The organism is Leptospira paudalimensis, from assembly GCF_026151345.1.
Classification (GTDB): Bacteria; Spirochaetota; Leptospiria; order Leptospirales; family Leptospiraceae; genus Leptospira_A; species Leptospira_A paudalimensis.
This window is the reverse complement of the sequence record NZ_JAMQPR010000001.1, coordinates 2404071-2421175: the sequence shown is the minus strand read 5'-3', so window position 1 is coordinate 2421175 and position 17105 is coordinate 2404071. Positions and strand designations below refer to the sequence as shown.

Annotated in this window: 15 protein-coding genes (1 of these 15 only partly in view); 7 read left to right on the top strand and 8 right to left on the bottom strand. The window is 34.1% G+C overall.

Features of this window, described 5'->3' with window-relative positions; translation table 11 throughout:
* Positions 1-472: the start of a hypothetical protein gene (locus tag ND855_RS11255; protein ID WP_265358422.1), read on the bottom strand. It extends 734 nt beyond the left edge of the window; the window shows 472 of its 1206 coding nt (coding positions 1-472); it begins with the start codon at positions 470-472; its stop codon lies beyond the left edge, outside the window.
* Between the two features lie 284 nt (positions 473-756).
* Between ND855_RS11255 and ND855_RS11250 the strand changes: the two genes are divergently transcribed.
* The 3 genes from ND855_RS11250 to ND855_RS11240 are packed head-to-tail and all read left to right on the top strand — an operon-like array spanning position 757 to position 3115.
* Positions 757-1374 (top strand): hypothetical protein, encoded by a 618-nt coding sequence (locus tag ND855_RS11250; protein ID WP_265358421.1) that lies wholly within the window; start codon positions 757-759, stop codon positions 1372-1374.
* Positions 1374-2423: a hypothetical protein gene (locus tag ND855_RS11245; protein WP_265358420.1), complete on the top strand. Its 1050-nt coding sequence runs from the start codon at positions 1374-1376 to the stop codon at positions 2421-2423. The genes ND855_RS11250 and ND855_RS11245 overlap by 1 nt, the downstream gene beginning before the upstream one ends.
* 56 nt (positions 2424-2479) lie before the next feature.
* Positions 2480-3115, top strand: a complete 636-nt coding sequence (locus tag ND855_RS11240; RefSeq protein WP_265358419.1) for a hypothetical protein — start codon at positions 2480-2482, stop codon at positions 3113-3115.
* A gap of 68 nt (positions 3116-3183) precedes the next feature.
* Here the strand turns inward: ND855_RS11240 and ND855_RS11235 are convergent, their stop codons facing one another.
* The 4 genes from ND855_RS11235 to ND855_RS11220 form a co-directional block, all read right to left on the bottom strand.
* Entirely contained in the window at positions 3184-4422 is a 1239-nt protein-coding gene (locus tag ND855_RS11235) for an adenylate/guanylate cyclase domain-containing protein (RefSeq protein WP_265358418.1), read from the bottom strand.
* A 109-nt stretch (positions 4423-4531) separates the two neighbouring features.
* Complete coding sequence (locus tag ND855_RS11230; RefSeq protein ID WP_265358417.1) at positions 4532-5773, bottom strand: response regulator; 1242 nt, start codon at positions 5771-5773, stop codon at positions 4532-4534.
* 11 nt (positions 5774-5784) lie between these two features.
* A complete protein-coding gene (locus ND855_RS11225; RefSeq protein ID WP_265358416.1) occupies positions 5785-7911 on the bottom strand; it encodes a PAS domain S-box protein in 2127 nt (708 codons plus the stop codon).
* A 366-nt stretch (positions 7912-8277) separates the two neighbouring features.
* Positions 8278-8694 carry an ester cyclase gene (locus tag ND855_RS11220; protein WP_265358415.1) on the bottom strand — a complete coding sequence of 139 codons (417 nt, stop codon included), beginning with the start codon at positions 8692-8694 and terminating at the stop codon, positions 8278-8280.
* A gap of 286 nt (positions 8695-8980) precedes the next feature.
* Between ND855_RS11220 and ND855_RS11215 the strand changes: the two genes are divergently transcribed.
* The 4 genes from ND855_RS11215 (at position 8981) to ND855_RS11200 (ending at position 13494) form a co-directional block, all read left to right on the top strand.
* A complete protein-coding gene (locus ND855_RS11215) occupies positions 8981-9988 on the top strand; it encodes an alpha/beta hydrolase (RefSeq protein WP_265358414.1) in 1008 nt (335 codons plus the stop codon).
* Positions 9989-9990: 2 nt separating this feature from the next.
* Entirely contained in the window at positions 9991-10350 is a 360-nt protein-coding gene (locus ND855_RS11210; protein ID WP_265358413.1) for a YciI family protein, read from the top strand.
* 15 nt (positions 10351-10365) lie between these two features.
* Positions 10366-11601: an RNA polymerase sigma factor gene (locus ND855_RS11205; protein WP_265358412.1), complete on the top strand. Its 1236-nt coding sequence runs from the start codon at positions 10366-10368 to the stop codon at positions 11599-11601.
* Positions 11602-12192: 591 nt separating this feature from the next.
* Entirely contained in the window at positions 12193-13494 is a 1302-nt protein-coding gene (locus ND855_RS11200) for an ATP-binding protein (protein ID WP_265358411.1), read from the top strand.
* A gap of 41 nt (positions 13495-13535) precedes the next feature.
* Here the strand turns inward: ND855_RS11200 and ND855_RS11195 are convergent, their stop codons facing one another.
* The 3 genes from ND855_RS11195 to ND855_RS11185 form a co-directional block, all read right to left on the bottom strand.
* Positions 13536-13961, bottom strand: a complete 426-nt coding sequence (locus ND855_RS11195; RefSeq protein WP_265358410.1) for an LA_2478/LA_2722/LA_4182 family protein — start codon at positions 13959-13961, stop codon at positions 13536-13538.
* A gap of 97 nt (positions 13962-14058) precedes the next feature.
* Entirely contained in the window at positions 14059-14484 is a 426-nt protein-coding gene (locus ND855_RS11190; protein WP_265359388.1) for a DoxX family protein, read from the bottom strand.
* 63 nt (positions 14485-14547) lie between these two features.
* Positions 14548-17034, bottom strand: coding sequence for a SpoIIE family protein phosphatase (locus ND855_RS11185; protein ID WP_265358409.1), 2487 nt, complete (start codon positions 17032-17034; stop codon positions 14548-14550).
* Positions 17035-17105 lie beyond the last annotated feature (71 nt).

Below are 17105 nucleotides of genomic sequence, written 5' to 3'. Positions count from 1 at the left end.
CTTTTCGAATTAAAAACGAAAGTAATTCCGAGGAATATAAAGTTTCATTATATGAAATAGAAGGATTTTGGCGTTGTAATAGGTTTCCATTTAACAGAACAAACGTAGGTTCTATTTGGCGTAAGTTTGAGGCTTCAATTGACTGGTAAACGCCCGTTAGTCCAATGGAAAGGTATTTGAAAAAAGCATATTGGACTCCAACTTCTCCCAAATTACTATTCAAACGGACCTGGTCAGCATTGAAGTCATAGAGAATATAGTAGGAAACTGTCTTAGCTTCTGCACTCACGCCATCTCGAAAATAAAGATATGATGGGAAATTATATGTTTCTGCAAAACGTTCTAAACTTCCGGAAGACATTCCCAGACCGAACGATCCAGAACCAAATAACATGAGATTGCCTTTTTGAAACCCTTCTGCAAATAAAAATTGGGGGATCAAAAATAATAAAAGCCACTTACATTTCCACATGCGGTTATCCTTCGGAAATCCATAACTTTCCACAACTTATTTTTTTAATGATGAGAAAAATAGAACATAACAGCAGATACGTCATGTAAACGTATGGTAAGGTAGTAAACAGTCACCACGAATGTCTTCTGAAACCCTAAAGTCCTCGATTCAAAATGTTTGTGAAATGAATGTCTGAGTTTGTATTACTTGCAAGGTTTGGAAAAAAATACTTTTGTAATGAATAATACTTTTCAATCCATTCTTTCGAAACTAAATTCGTTTTGAAATCAAAGGGGGAGAGAATGGATCAACATACATCGGACCACATATCGTATCTCAATATTCGAATTACAAAATTGAAAGAGAACCCTAGGCTCAACCAAGAGCAAGTCAAAGCGTATGAAAGAGTGTTGAAAATCGCAATTGGTTCTTCCAGTTATGAAGACTATACCAAACAATTGGGTACTGACTCAGACCTTTTTTCCATTGCCAAAAGTGAGCAGATTGATCGTTACCGATCGATGAAACAATTATATGAAAAATTTGGATTGGAAGAGAATGCAAATGTCTATTCAAAACGGGAAGAAGTAGCACTTGCTTGTCAAAATTATGCAGAACTCGCAACCAAACTTCCCCAAACCTTATCACCTGTCACTGAAAGTGAAGCAAATGAGAAAATCAATCAATCAGCAGTTGTATTACAATTACTCTTTCAGATCAATACACTTGCGAATGTTTCCCATCAAAAAGAAAAAGCAAAACAAACAAAACAAGAATACTTAAGACTACAAGAGTTAGATCCAAAATTTAAAATTGATTCTTATTTCCAGAATCCTTATCGACTACTAAATCCATTTACAAAATCACAATTGAATCGATTGGTTCAAAGAATAGAATTCATATTAGGTGAGAAATTATAATGGAACCAGCACTAAAAGATTTACTCGATTCCTATCGAACTGGCCTCAAAACTTATTTTGATTCGTTACCTGAAGATAACAAAGAAGTTCTGAGTGCAAAAAAATTATTATCTGAAATGGAATCGCTCGCTGAATCTAGTGCAGATTATTCTGCATTCATGGCCGAGGCGCAAAATAGAAACTATTTCACAGAAATCATCGGATACTACTCAAAATTAGGAAATGAAGTTTACCAATCAAAACCTAAATCGAATCGTATCCCTTCTCCACAAGAGATTGCAAAAGGATATCACTTATCATTTGAGTCATTCGGAGAGGCAAAAAAAGATCCAAATGTTGCTAAGATTTACAATCGAGTATTCCAGTTAGAGAATGAATCCACTTCCGGACCAAATTTCATTTTCAGAATGGAGGAAGAAGATCTTTTTTTGCGAATGTCTAAGCATCATATGGTATATGTTATGCGAGATGGACTAGAAAAACTTCTTAATTCTGGAAATCCTGAAATTGCAACTGCAGAAAAATCTCTAGGAATTGTTTCGAGTCCTCAAATGGAACATTATTTCGAATCGATGCAAATCAAAATGAATGAGGCTAAAACAATTATTGAGATGGAAGTTTTGGCTTGTGAGGCAGCTGAAAATTCACGATTTTCGAATCTATGGGATTCCGGTTTTCTCTTTGCGGTATTTCAGTCGTTTTTATCTCCATTGATATCATTTCGTATGACAGGCTCTAAAGAACACAAAGAAGATACAAAACAAGCATATGAATTTGTATGTGATTTTTATGGAACGAATTGGAACGAGATCTTTGAAAATCCTCGAATCTGGGATTACTTTGAGAGAACCATTTTTGGAGGTGGGAAGGAAATTTTTAAAGAACAAGGTATCACATCAGCGAAAGAATTAAAGAACCATCTGAGAGGGTATTTGGAACAATGTGTACAAGATATCGATCTAGCTACTGATCTATCGAAGCAAATTGTTTGGTTTCGTGATTCTGAAATTGAACTATCACAGGTCTATGAATCATTGAAGAAAGCTTAGAATTGTAAATATTCTTCTTGATTTAATCTCTAGCGAAATTAAAGTTTTCGATGCTTATGAAAACCAGGAAACCTTATCTAATTCTAATTTTCTTATCTTTATCTGTAGTGTTTGCAGATACGATTCCAGATCCAGTCCCAACGGAACAAGCAGAACGAGATTTAAGATCGACTTGGTCAAAAAAATACCCGAGCGAAACAATCATATCTGTCACTTCTGCTGGAGACCCAGGAACACTAGAGAAAGTGGATAAAAAAGGAAAACTCTTAGAACGAAAACTTAAAGTTCCGTTTCAAGTTGTAGCAGAGAAAGCAGGAACACAGAGAGAATTTGAAGCAGGTGCAAACTATATCCAAAAGGGAAACCAATGGAAATTTTCAGAAATTGGAGTTGGTGATGTGAAGGCGATTGCTTCTGAAAATGAGAAGGCACCTAAAAAACCTGAGGTGAAAGAACTTGTTGTAAAAGCTTTTTCTGAAAAATACCCAGACTACACTTGGTCGAAGGTTCTCATTGATGATGGGACGTTTAACAAAGGTTCGAATGGTGGGTTTTACCGCTATGAAGGGGATATCAATCGGACTGATTCGGAAGGTCAAACGATTCAATGTAAGGATATTGATTTTATGTTAGCAAAAGACAGTTCTGGAGCTTGGGCTGTGGACATTACTTCTCAAGGGAAGTGTTATTAAATTAGATCAGATCTAACATTTAGAGTGAAAGGAAAGTTTTTGATTGGAATCATAAAACTTCTTTTCACTCAATCGGTGAAACAAACAACTTCATACACGGAAATTGGTTTTGATTTGCCTTTCACAATGACTTTATCAATTTCTCTGATGACAAAACCATCCGATCCACTATACTTCCCTTCAATGTGTTGGTATGTTACTTCTGAAATCAGAATTGAGCACCGGTAATGTTTGGTTAATCCCTCAATCCTAGAGGCTAAGTTTACATTGTCACCAATAACAGTATAATCTAACCGACGATCGGAACCAATATTTCCAACAATAACTTCTCCAGTGTGGATACCGATTCCCACCTGAATTTGTTCATCTGGCAAATTCTTTTTTTGATTGAATCGATGTATTTCTTTTATCATTTCGACAGCAGATTTGACTGCCCGGAGTGCATCATCATCTCGCTTAAAAGGAGCACCAAAGATTGTCATGATGGCATCACCAATAAACTTATCGATGGTTCCATTGAATCTAAATATAATGTCTGTCATACGAGATAGATAGTCATTTAAAAATAGAACTACTTCTTCGGCTGACCTTTGTTCAGAATATTTTGTAAAGGATCGTATATCAGAAAAAAGGATTGTTACCTCTTTCATTTCCCCGCCTGGTTCTAATTGAGCATTATTTTTATAAAACTCACTAACTAATTGTGTGGGAAGGTATCGTTCCATCATTTGTTTAGCATTTGCTTCTTTTACCATTTCAATGTTGGAAACGGTTGTTACATATCCAATTGCAAGTATCATGCCTAATCCAAATAACATTGGGATTAAATCGATAGGGTATCCTCCACCCAATCCGATAGAAATTACAAACAAGAAAACAAATGATAAAAAAGCTCCATAGATTGTCCCTATTTTGGAATGCCTAAGTAAGTTAAATTGATAGATGAATATGGCCCCAATCATAGCGATAAAATAAATAACACCATCACCTCTTTGTACTGTAGGATCAAAAAAAATCATTAATCCAACAATGGTATAATCCAAAGTGATGGTAAAAAATTTAAGATAAGGTTGAAACGAAAAATGAGTTACAAAAAAAAGTACAAAACCTGCAAAGACTAAGAATGTTGTGTCTAACAAAAGTGTGATGATTGTGGGAGGAACAATTGTATAATTAATCACATGGAAGTAGGACAAATAATCCATGAGTGATGCGAAGGAAAATATGGCAAACCGAACAACAGCGACTGTTTTCTCATTTTTGATCTCTCTTGAGATTAAAATTTCATCGACTATCGTTTTTTTCATTCCACCACTCCCACTCGAACCATGATTTGGTTTTCTTTTTTTGTGATCAACGAGGAATCAATGGATTGTTTAACTTACGTAGGTAAGGTTTGGGATTTATTAGATCCTTTTATGGAACAAGTGGAATTGATATTCGGCAAATTACTTTTGTCTTTGGTTGGGATTTAGCATATAGATGATCGATAATATTTTTAATTTCAACTTTGCCATCAAATCTTTTGATGATTGCTTCCACCTTTGTCAATCCTAAACCGAAATCTAGAGTTTTGTAGTCATCGAAAACAAATTTAGTGAGTCGAAAAAATGGTTCAAAGATAATATTTTCGAATTCCAGCGGAATTCCTTCTGTCCTATCCGAATTCATGACGGGTGAGTTATAAATCGATATGACAAGTGATTTTGCTTCAATGTACATAACGATATGAATACTACTTTCTGGGATCGAAAATTTACATGCATTCGTTAACATTTCTTTCAATGCTATTATGAAATAATTTATGTGAATATTAATTTTGTTTTGATCAAATGATGATTTTTTCTCACTCAAGTATAAATGATTCTTTTGAATGTCTAATAGGTTACTCATTTCAATTGTGACATTCTTTATTTCATTATATAAATAACTTAAAGAGATCGTCTCCAATTCAATTTTCCCGTTTAAGATTTCATCTATTTCGGAAAAAGTATATAAAGCTTTTTCAGCCATCTCTGCATTTGTTTTGATGAGACTCATAATCTCTCTATCAATCTTGTAAAAATCTCCTTCAATTTCTGCGGAATCCGAAACGATTTTTAGTAAGGATACGAGTGCTCCAAATCCCGTTCCTTGGTTAAAACTAGTTTTTAAACTCTCAAATAAATTTTTGTTCAAATTTTTGGATTTACCGGATCCTCCCATTTTTTCTTTCCATTTGATCCAATCCAAATGACTTTCGAGGCGCATTTCACGTTCTCGCTTAGCCACCTTTTCTAGTTTTTTTATATTGTGAATTTCAAATGCATGCTGAAGTTTTAGGGAGAGTTCTTCTTCTTCAATGGGTTTTACGATATAATCGTAGATTCCTCTTCTCATGATATCAATGATGATGGAAGTTTCGGAATGGTTTGTTAAGACTATAATGATTGGCTCAACCTCTTCTTCTTTTAGAAAATCAATGAGTTCTATTCCATTTACATCAGGCATATCATAGTCTGTTATGACAATGGGGAATTGGTTTTCTAAGAATAGCTCTTTAGCTTTTCGTCCATCTTCAGCGAGTGTTACCTGATATCCGAGTGAGGCTAAAGACTCTTGGAGTACAGTAGCAGATATTAAATCATCTTCAGCGAGGAGTATTCGTTTTTCATTCATTGAATAAAATCCTAGATTTTGATCTCAATTTTATATTTAGTTCCATTAGAATTTTCTATATGAACAATTCCCTTTAATTGTTTCACTAGCATGTTAATTAGGTTTAAACCAAAACTATTTGTTGATTGGAGTAAAATCGTCGGGTCGATTGGAATTCCATCATCTTCATAATCGATGATTAAAAATTGATTCTGAATTTTTGCGTGAAACGTAATTTTCCCTACTTGACCTTCACCGAAGGAATATTTCATTGAGTTGGTAACAAGCTCGTTAATGATGATTCCGATGGAGGATAAGATTTTTGTGCTAATCGCAACAGGTTCTACTTGTATATCAGTCGAAATGTTGTCTTGATTTGGAAATATATTTAATATTTCAGAAATCAAAGTCGGAAAGTAATCTTTAATGGAAATGATATCTGTGTTTTCTGATCGGTATAATTTGTCATATAACAACATCATACTTCGAACTCGATTTGACGCATCGATCAAGATTGTTTTATGCAGAATATCTTTTTGTGAGTTTGCTTCCATTTTTAACAGACTATAAATCGTATTCATATTATTTTTGATACGATGGTGCACTTCGATTAAGATCAGCGCTTTTTCATTTAGGAGTGATTTGATTTTTTCATCCGCTTCCTTGATTTCGGTTATATCTGTTCTGATGGATAGATATTTTTCAATATCACCACGTGCATTTTTAATTGGCGCAATGGTTGTCGCAACCCAGTAAAAACTTCCATCTTTTGCTCTATTTTTGATTTCACCATGCCAGGTATTTCCTGATTTAATTGTTTGGTATAATTTTTTAAAAAACTCAAGTGGATGGTGCCCAGAATTGATGATGCGATGGTTTTCGCCGATTAATTCATCCCTTGTATACTTACTTATTTCGCAAAACTTTTTATTAACGTAAATAATATCAGCATTTAGATTGGTGATTGCAACAATCGCATGTTGGTCGATTGCAAATTGTCTTTGCCCTAATTCAAAATATGTTTCTTCTAGTTTTAGATCCAAAGTACGTTTGAATGTGATGTCGTTTGCGGTACCTTGTGAACCTACAAATTCTCCAAATTCGTTGAAAAGGGGAGTAGGATAAAAATTTAAATATTTTATTTCTCCGATTTTAGACAAAAATACAGATTCGTAATTGTTTTTCGAAGATTCGAAACCTAACTTAAGTATTTCGAAAACTTTTTGATCTCGAATGGATATATCAGGAGGTTGAAAATCGGAGAAAGGTCGATTTAACATTTCTTCCTTTGTATATCCAAGTAATTTTTCCCAAGCTGGATTGAGGTAAGAAAAATGCCCGTTTGCATTTGTACTCCAGACTAAACTCGCTGTATTTTCGACCAAGTTTGAATATTTTTTTTCACTCTCCTTTAAGTGTATTTCCGATTCCTTTTGTCTAGTGATGTCTTGGCAAGTTCCGATGGATATCTCTGGGTTTCCATTTGAATCAAATATTGAATAACAGGTTTCCCTAACCCATTTGATACGACCATCTAACAGAATGACTCGGTGTTCAATTTCATACTTTTGTTTATGGATAAGAGATTGAGAGTATGCATGGTTCACTTTTTCGCGATCTTCTGGATGGATGACGGATAAAAAAGTTTCGTAACTAGGTTTGAATTGGTTTGGATCCAATTCAAAGATTTCATAGATTTTTTTTGACCACTCTAAGGACCCAGTGATTAAATTTAACTCCCATCGGCCAACGTGGGAAACATTGGAAATGTCTTCAAATTCCTTTTTAAAGGAAATTTCGTTTTCGTTTTTTGCTTCTACTGCAACTAGCTGGATCCACTCACTGTCTATCGAGAGATTTCCAAAGAGTGAAACTTTTTTTGTCAAATTATTTTCTTTGGTGATTTCAACTAGGCAAGCATGTTTGTTTTTTTCTAAACAAATTGTGCTGATGAATGATTGGAAAATGTTTTTTGATTTCTCAGTTAAAACCGTACTAAATGAACTTTTGTAAAAATCAATTTGTGTAATGCCAAATAATTCCTGTGCTTCGAAATTGATAAAATTGATCATTCCTTGTTTTGAAATTTGAAAGATTGCAATAGGTAACGAATTGTAACATTCGTTTGCCATTCCATCTTCCTTATTTTCTTGAAACATACTCGGATTCATACGAATGAAATTTTTTGCATAGAAGCGAATTGAAATTTGCTACCAATTGATATATGTCATTGAAAAAAATGCCAGCATATTTTTATTTAGGTAACTCCGTACAATATAAAATGCAAAAAAAAATTTCCTGAAATGAGAGTGAAGTAAATTGAAACGTTATTTTATTTGATTATTAAGAAACGCGGAATTCGTTGTACCTACTATCAGTTCGGTGTAAATACATTTGGAAAACTTTCTATTGGGTAGTAGAATGATTCTTATTCTTAATTGATGAGGGGTATACGAGCCAGCTTTTGTCGTACGTACACTCTGTACTCATCTGATTAGGTGGTTCGTTGTTAGAAAATTTGAATTTTATGATAAAGACTTTAGTTCTGATAGCAAAGTCTGTAAAGTATTGATGCCCCAGTGTTCGATGTACTTGCCGTCTTGCAAGCGAACAATATCAATGACATCGATCCGAATTTGTTTTTTTGTTGGTACAATTCCGATAAGTGGGCCTAAATGTGTGCCAAGAATCGCCTTACGAGTGGTTACCTTATCACCTTCTGCAACTTGGTCATAAATCTCCACTTTCAAATCAGGAAATGCTGGTTTTAATATAGAATGGAAGGTATTCCACATTCCTTTCGCATCGTTTGTATGAGCCGGAGCTGTGCGATTGATAAAATCTTTATGCATGAGTTCCTCGAAGGTTTCCTCATTGCAGTTTTGGATTACTTCTAAATTGAACCTTCTTACAATTTCTTTGTTTTTTTCTAAATGAGTCATAGGTTCTTATACCATTTGTGAGGTTCGACCTTTTGCATATTCAATTTATGAAAATCTTTTTATCTCTTATTTTGAGGCAAATTGTCCACCCAATTCGGATTCAAACTCCCTTCAAAAATAATGATTTGGGAAGGAATTCCTTTGTTGTTTAATCTCGTTTCCTTACAATACGGTCCCCGTGAATGTTGGAACTTATTGTTCAGAACCTTCGCAATACTTCTTTTTTTCTTAGAAATTGTCCAGATTGGGAATCCTCGTTTGCTATAGAGAGAGGAGGGCATTGAAAATGTTCAAAACGATACAATCCAAGTGGAAAGGGAAACGAGGTAGGATTGGGATACCAATCTTCTTCTTTGTGTCTTGTTTTTCTATATTTATCTTACTCATGATTTTTGGAATTTGGACAGCAAGTAACCAAATCCTTTTCCTAAAATGGAAAGGAATCACCAAGGATTTGAGTGATTGCAATCGGGAAGTGGAAGGTTTATGGGGAAAACATTGTGGAAACATTCGCCTAACAAAAGAATTCCCTTTTAGCGAAATATCAATACCATCTATCAATGGTTATCAATTGCCTGGTTGGATGGTTTCGACAAAAGAGAATGAAAAAAACTTTGATAATCAAAAATCGAAAATAATCATTCTCGTCCATGGTGGTGGCTCAGACAGAAGAGAAGTCACTCGGTACATACCCTTTTATCTGAGTTTAGGAATGGATGTGATCAGTTTTGACTTATCTTGTCATGGGGAAGCACCTTGTCATTTTCCGGGTTTGAGTTTTGGAATTAGAGAATCACGAGATGTTCTCTCTGTTTTGGTTTATGTGAAACAACACTACAAAGAGATTTACATGTTTGGATCTTCCGTTGGAGGTTCTTCAGTTCTGATCAATCTTCCCATTATAAGCGAAGTAAAAGCGATTATAGTTGAAAACCCAATGATCAGCTTTGAACGATTGATTTCTGATTCGAAAGAATCAAAAAGTCTTCCGAAACAAATGATAAATTTGTTAGTAAAATTAGTGTTGTTAAGAGGAAATTTTGATACTATGCTAAGTCCTGAAAATTCTATGAAGTTAACGAAAGGAATTCCTATCCTTTTAATCCATAGCAAACAAGATCAAATTGTATCGTATCTTCATTCAAAATATTTGTCAGAACTTTATTTGGGGCCGTCTGAATTATGGTGTCCCAGCTATGGTGCACATGGTCTTATTTGGAATTCCAATCCAAGTGAGTATGAATCTAAGATTAGGGAATTTATAGATCATTATAAAAATAAACGAGGTGAATGATAATGGAAGAATATTTAATTTTAATGCGATTGGATCTTTTAACAAAAGGTGAAAAACCTTCACAAGAACAATTAGAGATTTATATGAAACAATACCATGAATGGATAAATGAAATCATTTCAAAAAAGAAATTCATTTCTGGAATTGGACTTTCAGAAGAAGGTAAAGTAATTCGATCCAAACAAATCATAACCGATGGTCCATTTGTTGAAACTAAGGAATCATTAGCGGGTTTTATCATCATCTATGCAGAGAACTGGGATGATGCAGTGCAGATTGCGAAAAAATGCCCGATATTGGGAGGAGAAGGGAATAGTGTGGAAGTCAGAATGGTAAAAGGGACACATCAGGATTCAATGTAAAACGTTCTGTTGCTAATGGATACAGCGGATATTTCCAATCGGATTTCTAATTTGTACAAGACGGAAGCTTCCAAAATGATTTCCGTTTTATGCAAATATTATGGAATTCAGTTTATGGATAATGCGGAAGAAATTGTCAGTGAAACTTTTTTAACGGCATCAGAAGATTGGTTAAACAAAGGAATTCCAAATAATCCAATCCCTTGGTTGTACTCAGTTGCAAAAAACAAAGCAATCAATAGATATAAACGAGAGAAGATTCATGACCAAAAAATAATCGATCATTATCGACAAGAATCTAACTCATCCAAGATAGATTTCGATTTTGTGATGGAAGAGGTGATTGACAGTCAATTGATGATGATGTTTGTACTTTCACATCCTTCCATCCCAATCGAATCACAAATCGGTTTGGCTCTTCGGATTTTATGCGGATTTACCATTGATGAAATTGCCAAAACATTTTTAACCAATAAAGAAACCATCTCAAAACGTCTTTACCGTGCAAAAGAAGTCCTGAGGGAAAATGGTATTAGCCTGAAATATCCGACTCCAGATGAATTTCAAAATCGTCTCCAATCAGTATTGAGAACTATATACCTCATTTTTAATAAAGGTTATTCGATGGAAGGATTGGAGAAAGAGATTCGAAAATCATTATGTTTGGAATCAATCCATCTCTGTAGTTTACTTTTAGAAACTAAAATTTCAATTCATTCCGATGTGTATGCTCTACTTTCTCTATTTTGTTTTCAGTACTCTCGTTTTGATTCACGGTTTGGCCATGAAGGGGAAATCGTACTTTATGAAGACCAAAACCGAGAGTTTTGGAATTTGGAATTCATTCAAAAAGGAAAATACTTTTATCACTTGCTGATTCAAAACCCAATGTTTTCCAAATTCCATTTGGAGGCAAATATTGCTTTTTGGCATAGTCTCCCAGAAGGTACGAATGGGAAATGGCAAAGTATCTCTGAATTGTATTCAGCACTTCATTTGATAGAATCTTCTTCTTTGATACAACTCAATCGTATTTATGCTATCTACAAAGCATATGGAAACAAAGAAGCGATCAGAGAATTGGGAAAGTTGGATTTACCAAAAAATTCTTATTACTTTTCGTTATTAGGTGAGTTGTATTCTGGTTTGGATCCTTTAAAATCAAAAGAATATTTTATGGAAGCAATATCTTATGTAACGTCTCCAAAAGAAATCAATTCCATACAGAATCGAATGAAAAAACTTCTGTAATAATTTCTGAATCACAAAATTCTTTTAAGTCGTAGGTTTTTTCTGGTATTATTTCGTCGAAACTACTGGTTAGATTAAGATAAGAGCCAATTCTGACTTTTGCTGGAATTGAAATTTGAATACTAAATTCCAATTTAACGGGATTACGTTTCGAAGGAATGACCGATTAATTGTATGACTACAATGAGGCAAAAACAAATTCGATTTATTAGATACCTAAGTGGTATTTTTATCACTTTAGCAATAATAAATTCACTAGCAATGTTATTGTTTTTTGGGAGAACATTTTTTTCCTTTTTTGGCTTCTTTGTTGCTCTCTTATTTTATATTGCCTATACATTGAACAAAAAAGGATTCCATTTCCTTTCTAAAAATTTAATTTTATTACTATTTAATTTTGCGATCATAAATATATCGAGTACGCAAGGGAAAGGTTCTGGTTCAATTCTTTTGTATTTCCCACTTTTGAGTTTATATTTTCTGATATTTGAAACGATCCAGTGGAGATGGATTGTTTATTGGACTTTGGTCTCGTTACTTTCTTATTTTTATCTGGAGTCATCTGAATATTCCATCCTTAAGTTTGGTAATATGGATAAGATAGATCTGAATACACTTTTTCAATTTAATCTTTTTTTGAGTTTTCTTGGAGAATTTTTAATCATGCTCATGTTTATACGTGTGAATCATGAATTAGAAAACTCTTATGTGGTAAAAGCAGAAGAATTAAATGATTCATTGAGGGAATTAAGTTTTGCTAAGGAAAAAGCAGAGAAGGCTGCGCAATCTAGGTCTATGTTTTTATCTTCCATGAGTCATGAGATTCGTACTCCGATTAATTCAATCATAGGATTTACAAATATTATTTTGGATGATGATCCAAAAGAAGAACATAAGGATTTTTTGTCCATGATTCAGTTTTCTTCTAAAAATCTATTAGTTATCATAAATGATATTTTGGATTTTAATAAGATGGAGGCGGGTAAGGTTGAACTTGAATTCATTCCCTTTGATTTTCAATCTTTAATCCATAAAATCTATCATTCTATGAAGGTTAAAGCGGATGAGAAAAATCTTGAATTCAAATTGGAAATAGATGAAGGTATCAGTAAATTTTTAATTGGTGATCCGAATCGCTTAACGCAAATTTTAATCAATTTGATTTCGAACGCTATAAAATTTACATTAGATGGTGAAATTGGTTTATTAGTCAAACTAGAAGACACATCACATGATAAAGTAATAGTAAAATTTATTGTAAGAGATACTGGCATCGGTATACCAGAAAAGAATCAAAAAATCATATTTGATCATTTTTCTCAAGCTGATTCTTCCACTTCAAGAAAATTTGGTGGTACAGGTTTAGGATTATCAATTGTGAAAAAGCTCGTTGAACTCTATGGTTCTAATATTACATTAGAGTCGAAAGAAGGTGAAGGAAGTGAATTTTCATTTATTTTGGAATTTGCAAAATCGGAATTGATTCCAGAAGAGAATCGTTTTGTGATTCAAAAAAATTCTTCAAATCAAAGAAAGAATAAAACTATCCTTGTTGTAGACGATAATGAACTCAATTTAAAAGTAGCGTTTCAATTTATCAGAAAATGTGGTTTTGAATGCCAATTGGCGAGTAATGGTAAAGAAGCTTTACAGATTGTTAGTAAAGAGAAAATCTCTTTGGTCTTAATGGATCTGCAAATGCCTGATTGGGATGGATTTGTCACTACGGAAAAAATTCGTGCTAGTGGAATCTTCACTCCTATCATAGCTCTAACTGCTGATGTTTCGATTGATGTTAGCAATCATGTGAAACGTTCAGGTTTTTTAGATATAATTCATAAGCCATTTCTACCAGAAGATCTAGTAAACAAAATTGAACTTTATGCAGAGTAAGCCATTTAAGGATTGGAAGTTCCAATCCTCATTTTGGTCTCTTAGTTGCCAGAAAATTTTTGTGCTTCTTCACATTCTGGAATGGAAACTTTTCCTTTTGCACCTTTAAATGTATCGCATGTTAGTTTATCAAATGCTAAGATACACTTTTCAAATGCTTGTACTTGTTCTTCTGTCACATCCTTCTTCTCTTCGATTCTCTTTTTCTCAGCCTCTTTCATTTTTTGGTCAAAGAATGTGATACAGTTTTCTTCTGACTGCATAAAAGGTGGGATCATATTCCGATAAGCAGGTGGAATTTTTGCGAATTCATCTTTCGTACACTCAATTGTTTTTGAACACATTGTCTTTTGGAATTTTGGAACCAATTCTTTTAGTTTTGCTTCTGGTGATTGTGAAAGTTTGTTACAAGCCAGTAGTGACAAAAGGGTGAGAAGAGTAAGGTTGGTTTTTGAAAGAAAATTCATAGAAACTTCCAATTGATAAAATTTGACCAAATTTATCATTTTCCAAATGATTCGAAAAGGAAAATTTATAAATTTGGTTTTCTCAAATGAAATATATTTACTTGTTTTTACGTTTCTCGATCAAATATCGTAAAGCGCCTGTTGACCATAATGCCCAAAGGATGAGGACAGGTTGAAAAAATAGACGGATCAGTCTTTTCTCATCAGTATCGAGACCAAAAGCACTGATCCCATTAGTGTATTGAGAAATATTTCCTGGGAAAATTAAAACAAAAAAGATAGCAAGTAGTATCCCCACTTTTATCCTTTCCTTCGCCCAAAAAAGTAAGGACAGTCCAAATGTGATTTCAACCACTCCTGAAGACAATACAACAAAATCCATAAACATTGGATCTTGAGGTAACCATCGTGGAACTTGGGCTAAAAATTCTTGCCGTTGGAACGTAAGGTGACCTACACCTGCAACTGTCATAAAAAGTCCGAGTACAGTTCGTAAGATATTTTGTAATAGATTTGTTTGCATCATTTTCCTCGGTGTTTTAGACGTAAATTCGATGTTAAATGAATGTAATTTTATAAAAAATTGTTACCTTAAGAATTGGATGGAAAGTAAAGTTACATCGTCTTCAAAGTGTTCTGAGTTTTGATGGGAAATTGCTGATTGTAATAAAGAACTGAGTGTATTGTCCTTTTTCCAAATTGACTGGTCCTTTAACCAAGTAACAAATCCCTTTTCTCGGAACATAGAATTGTCTTTTGAACGAACGTCAAAAATTCCATCAGAAAATAAAAAGAGTTTATCTCCTACCTCATATGGTACTTCGAAATTAGTTCCCTCCCATTCAGGAAGAATGGAAAGAGGTTTCCCTTTTCCTATGAGGGCAGTGATTTTGTTTTGATTGCCGAAATAAATGTCTTCGTGACCCGCTTTTGACCAAATGAATTTTTTTTCATGGGAATCAATGACAACGGCAACTGCTGTAATGAATAATCCTGCTGTATTTCCATATAGATTTGAATTTAGTTGAGACAAACATTGGGCAGGGTTTTCTTTGTTGCTGTTTGGAAGTTGTAAGCTAAAATGTAATAAGGTGGAGATCATTCCTGCAGAGAAACCATGCCCTGATACATCTGCTAATAGAACAAAAGTTTTTCCATTTTCCAATGTTTGGATGCAATAATAATCACCTGCAATTCCATCACTTGGCAAAAATTCTAATTTAACATCGATTTTGTTTTTATCATAATTTGGTTCAGGTAATAGTCTTTTTTGGATTTTGACTCCACGAGCCAATTCATCTTGTAAGTAAAATTCTTTTTGTTTTAATCGTAAGGCATTTCGAATTACACTCAATAATTCTGATTCCAAAAAAGGTTTCGAAAGGTATAAGTCAGCACCTTCACTGTGTAATTCTTTTCTTGTTGTTACATCTGCTTTGGCTGTTAACAAAATGACTGGTAATGAATGGAACTGTTCTTTTTTTCGAATTTCTTTAATCAAATCAAGTCCACTTAGTTTTGGCATCATAAGGTCAGTGATCATTAAGTCTGGATTTTCTGATAAACTTGTTGTTAAACCTTCCTCTCCATCTTTTGCTACGAGGACATGGTAACCGGCCCTCGTGAGGATTGAACCTAAATAGGATCGTAAATCAGGATTGTCTTCAACAACCAGTAGTTTAACAAAACGTTTGTGAGGTAGGTATTCTTGTTCGACAATATGTGTTTTCGATTCTTCAGGAATGTATTCATGTTGGAAAAGGTGGTATTGTTTTTCTTTCCAACTTGAAATCTCTTCTGTTTTTACATTCTTTAAAATGGGTAATGTAAAATAAAAATGAGAACCTTTTCCGATTTCACTTTCAACTCCTACTTTACCTCCATGTAGTTCCACTAATTCTTTCACAAGTGCTAAGCCAAGTCCTGTACCTTCTTGTTCTCTCGTGAGGGATGCCTCACTGATTCCAAAACGGGAAAATAGACGTTTCATTTGATTTTCATTCATGCCAATTCCAGTGTCGTAAACTGAGACAATCACCTCCCCATCATTTTCCTTTGTTTGTAATTTGATTGTTCCACCTGATTCGGTAAATTTGATCGCATTCGACAGATAATTAAAAATACATTTGTCCAATTGTTCAGGATCAGCTGCAACGATAGGATCATTCTCTTCTAAAACGAGTTCAAAATGAATGTTTTTTCTTTTGACATAGGCATTAAAATTTTCTGATACCAAAGATAAAAATTCACCAAGTAGTATGGGTGATGTTTTGATTTCCATTTTCCCTGAAGTAATTTTTTGGAGATCGAGTAGTTGGTTCACTAGTCGAGTTAATCTTCTCCCTTGGTTGGCTATGATTTTGACCTCTTGTGGATTCAATCCTTCCTCTCGGGTTAATGCAGATTCAGAGGGTCCAGAAATTAAAGTGAGTGGTGTTCTTAACTCATGTGAGATGTTTTGGAAAAACGCAGTTTGAGCTTTGTTTTCTCTCTCTAACGAGTCTTCGGCGATATTAGCCGCTAACGTAAAGTAATAAGCAAAACCAGCATGGAATAAAGTGGAAAAGACTATGTTTGATACATTGATAAGTGTGAGGAAATTTGTATTCCAAACATATATGGGGGGATAATTCATCGAATAATAATACGTGGATGCAAATAAGAGACATCCAATCACTATACTACCAAATTTTAGAAAATTTTTACCTGGAGGTAAAAGGAAAATACCTGTTGCAAATAACATCATGTAGTATTGATATCCAGCTCCCCATCCAAAAAAGTAAGTGGCTGTGAGTGCATGTAAAAACACTTCTGAAAAACATAAATACAAGGAAGTGAATAGGTATTTTTTGCGATTGATCCAAATTGTAAATGCAAACCAGAATACACTTCCAATATTGAAAACTGCCATCTCAAAGGCACCAACGATCCAGAAAAAAAAGACAAAGGTAAAATGGATAAGTCCCGCTAAAACATAAATTGAGTTTGTTGCTACGTAGTATCGCTGGTAACGTAATTCGACTCCAACTGGTGCTTGGAATAGTGAGCGAACAAATGTTAAAATCTGGATCATGTTGGAAAAAATGAATCAGATTGAGTGTGGGAAGTCAAGAATTCCGTCTGATGATTTACGGGAAATGAGTC

Coding starts and splice junctions, on each gene's coding strand:
- ND855_RS11250 (WP_265358421.1), top strand. CDS start 757: ATGGATCAACATACATCGGACCACATATCGTATCTCAATATTCGAATT.
- ND855_RS11245 (WP_265358420.1), top strand. CDS start 1,374: ATGGAACCAGCACTAAAAGATTTACTCGATTCCTATCGAACTGGCCTC.
- ND855_RS11240 (WP_265358419.1), top strand. CDS start 2,480: ATGAAAACCAGGAAACCTTATCTAATTCTAATTTTCTTATCTTTATCT.
- ND855_RS11235 (WP_265358418.1), bottom strand. CDS start 4,422: ATGAAAAAAACGATAGTCGATGAAATTTTAATCTCAAGAGAGATCAAA.
- ND855_RS11230 (WP_265358417.1), bottom strand. CDS start 5,773: ATGAATGAAAAACGAATACTCCTCGCTGAAGATGATTTAATATCTGCT.
- ND855_RS11225 (WP_265358416.1), bottom strand. CDS start 7,911: ATGTTTCAAGAAAATAAGGAAGATGGAATGGCAAACGAATGTTACAAT.
- ND855_RS11220 (WP_265358415.1), bottom strand. CDS start 8,694: ATGACTCATTTAGAAAAAAACAAAGAAATTGTAAGAAGGTTCAATTTA.
- ND855_RS11215 (WP_265358414.1), top strand. CDS start 8,981: ATGTTCAAAACGATACAATCCAAGTGGAAAGGGAAACGAGGTAGGATT.
- ND855_RS11210 (WP_265358413.1), top strand. CDS start 9,991: ATGGAAGAATATTTAATTTTAATGCGATTGGATCTTTTAACAAAAGGT.
- ND855_RS11205 (WP_265358412.1), top strand. CDS start 10,366: ATGGATACAGCGGATATTTCCAATCGGATTTCTAATTTGTACAAGACG.
- ND855_RS11200 (WP_265358411.1), top strand. CDS start 12,193: ATGGATAAGATAGATCTGAATACACTTTTTCAATTTAATCTTTTTTTG.
- ND855_RS11195 (WP_265358410.1), bottom strand. CDS start 13,961: ATGAATTTTCTTTCAAAAACCAACCTTACTCTTCTCACCCTTTTGTCA.
- ND855_RS11190 (WP_265359388.1), bottom strand. CDS start 14,484: ATGCAAACAAATCTATTACAAAATATCTTACGAACTGTACTCGGACTT.
- ND855_RS11185 (WP_265358409.1), bottom strand. CDS start 17,034: ATGATCCAGATTTTAACATTTGTTCGCTCACTATTCCAAGCACCAGTT.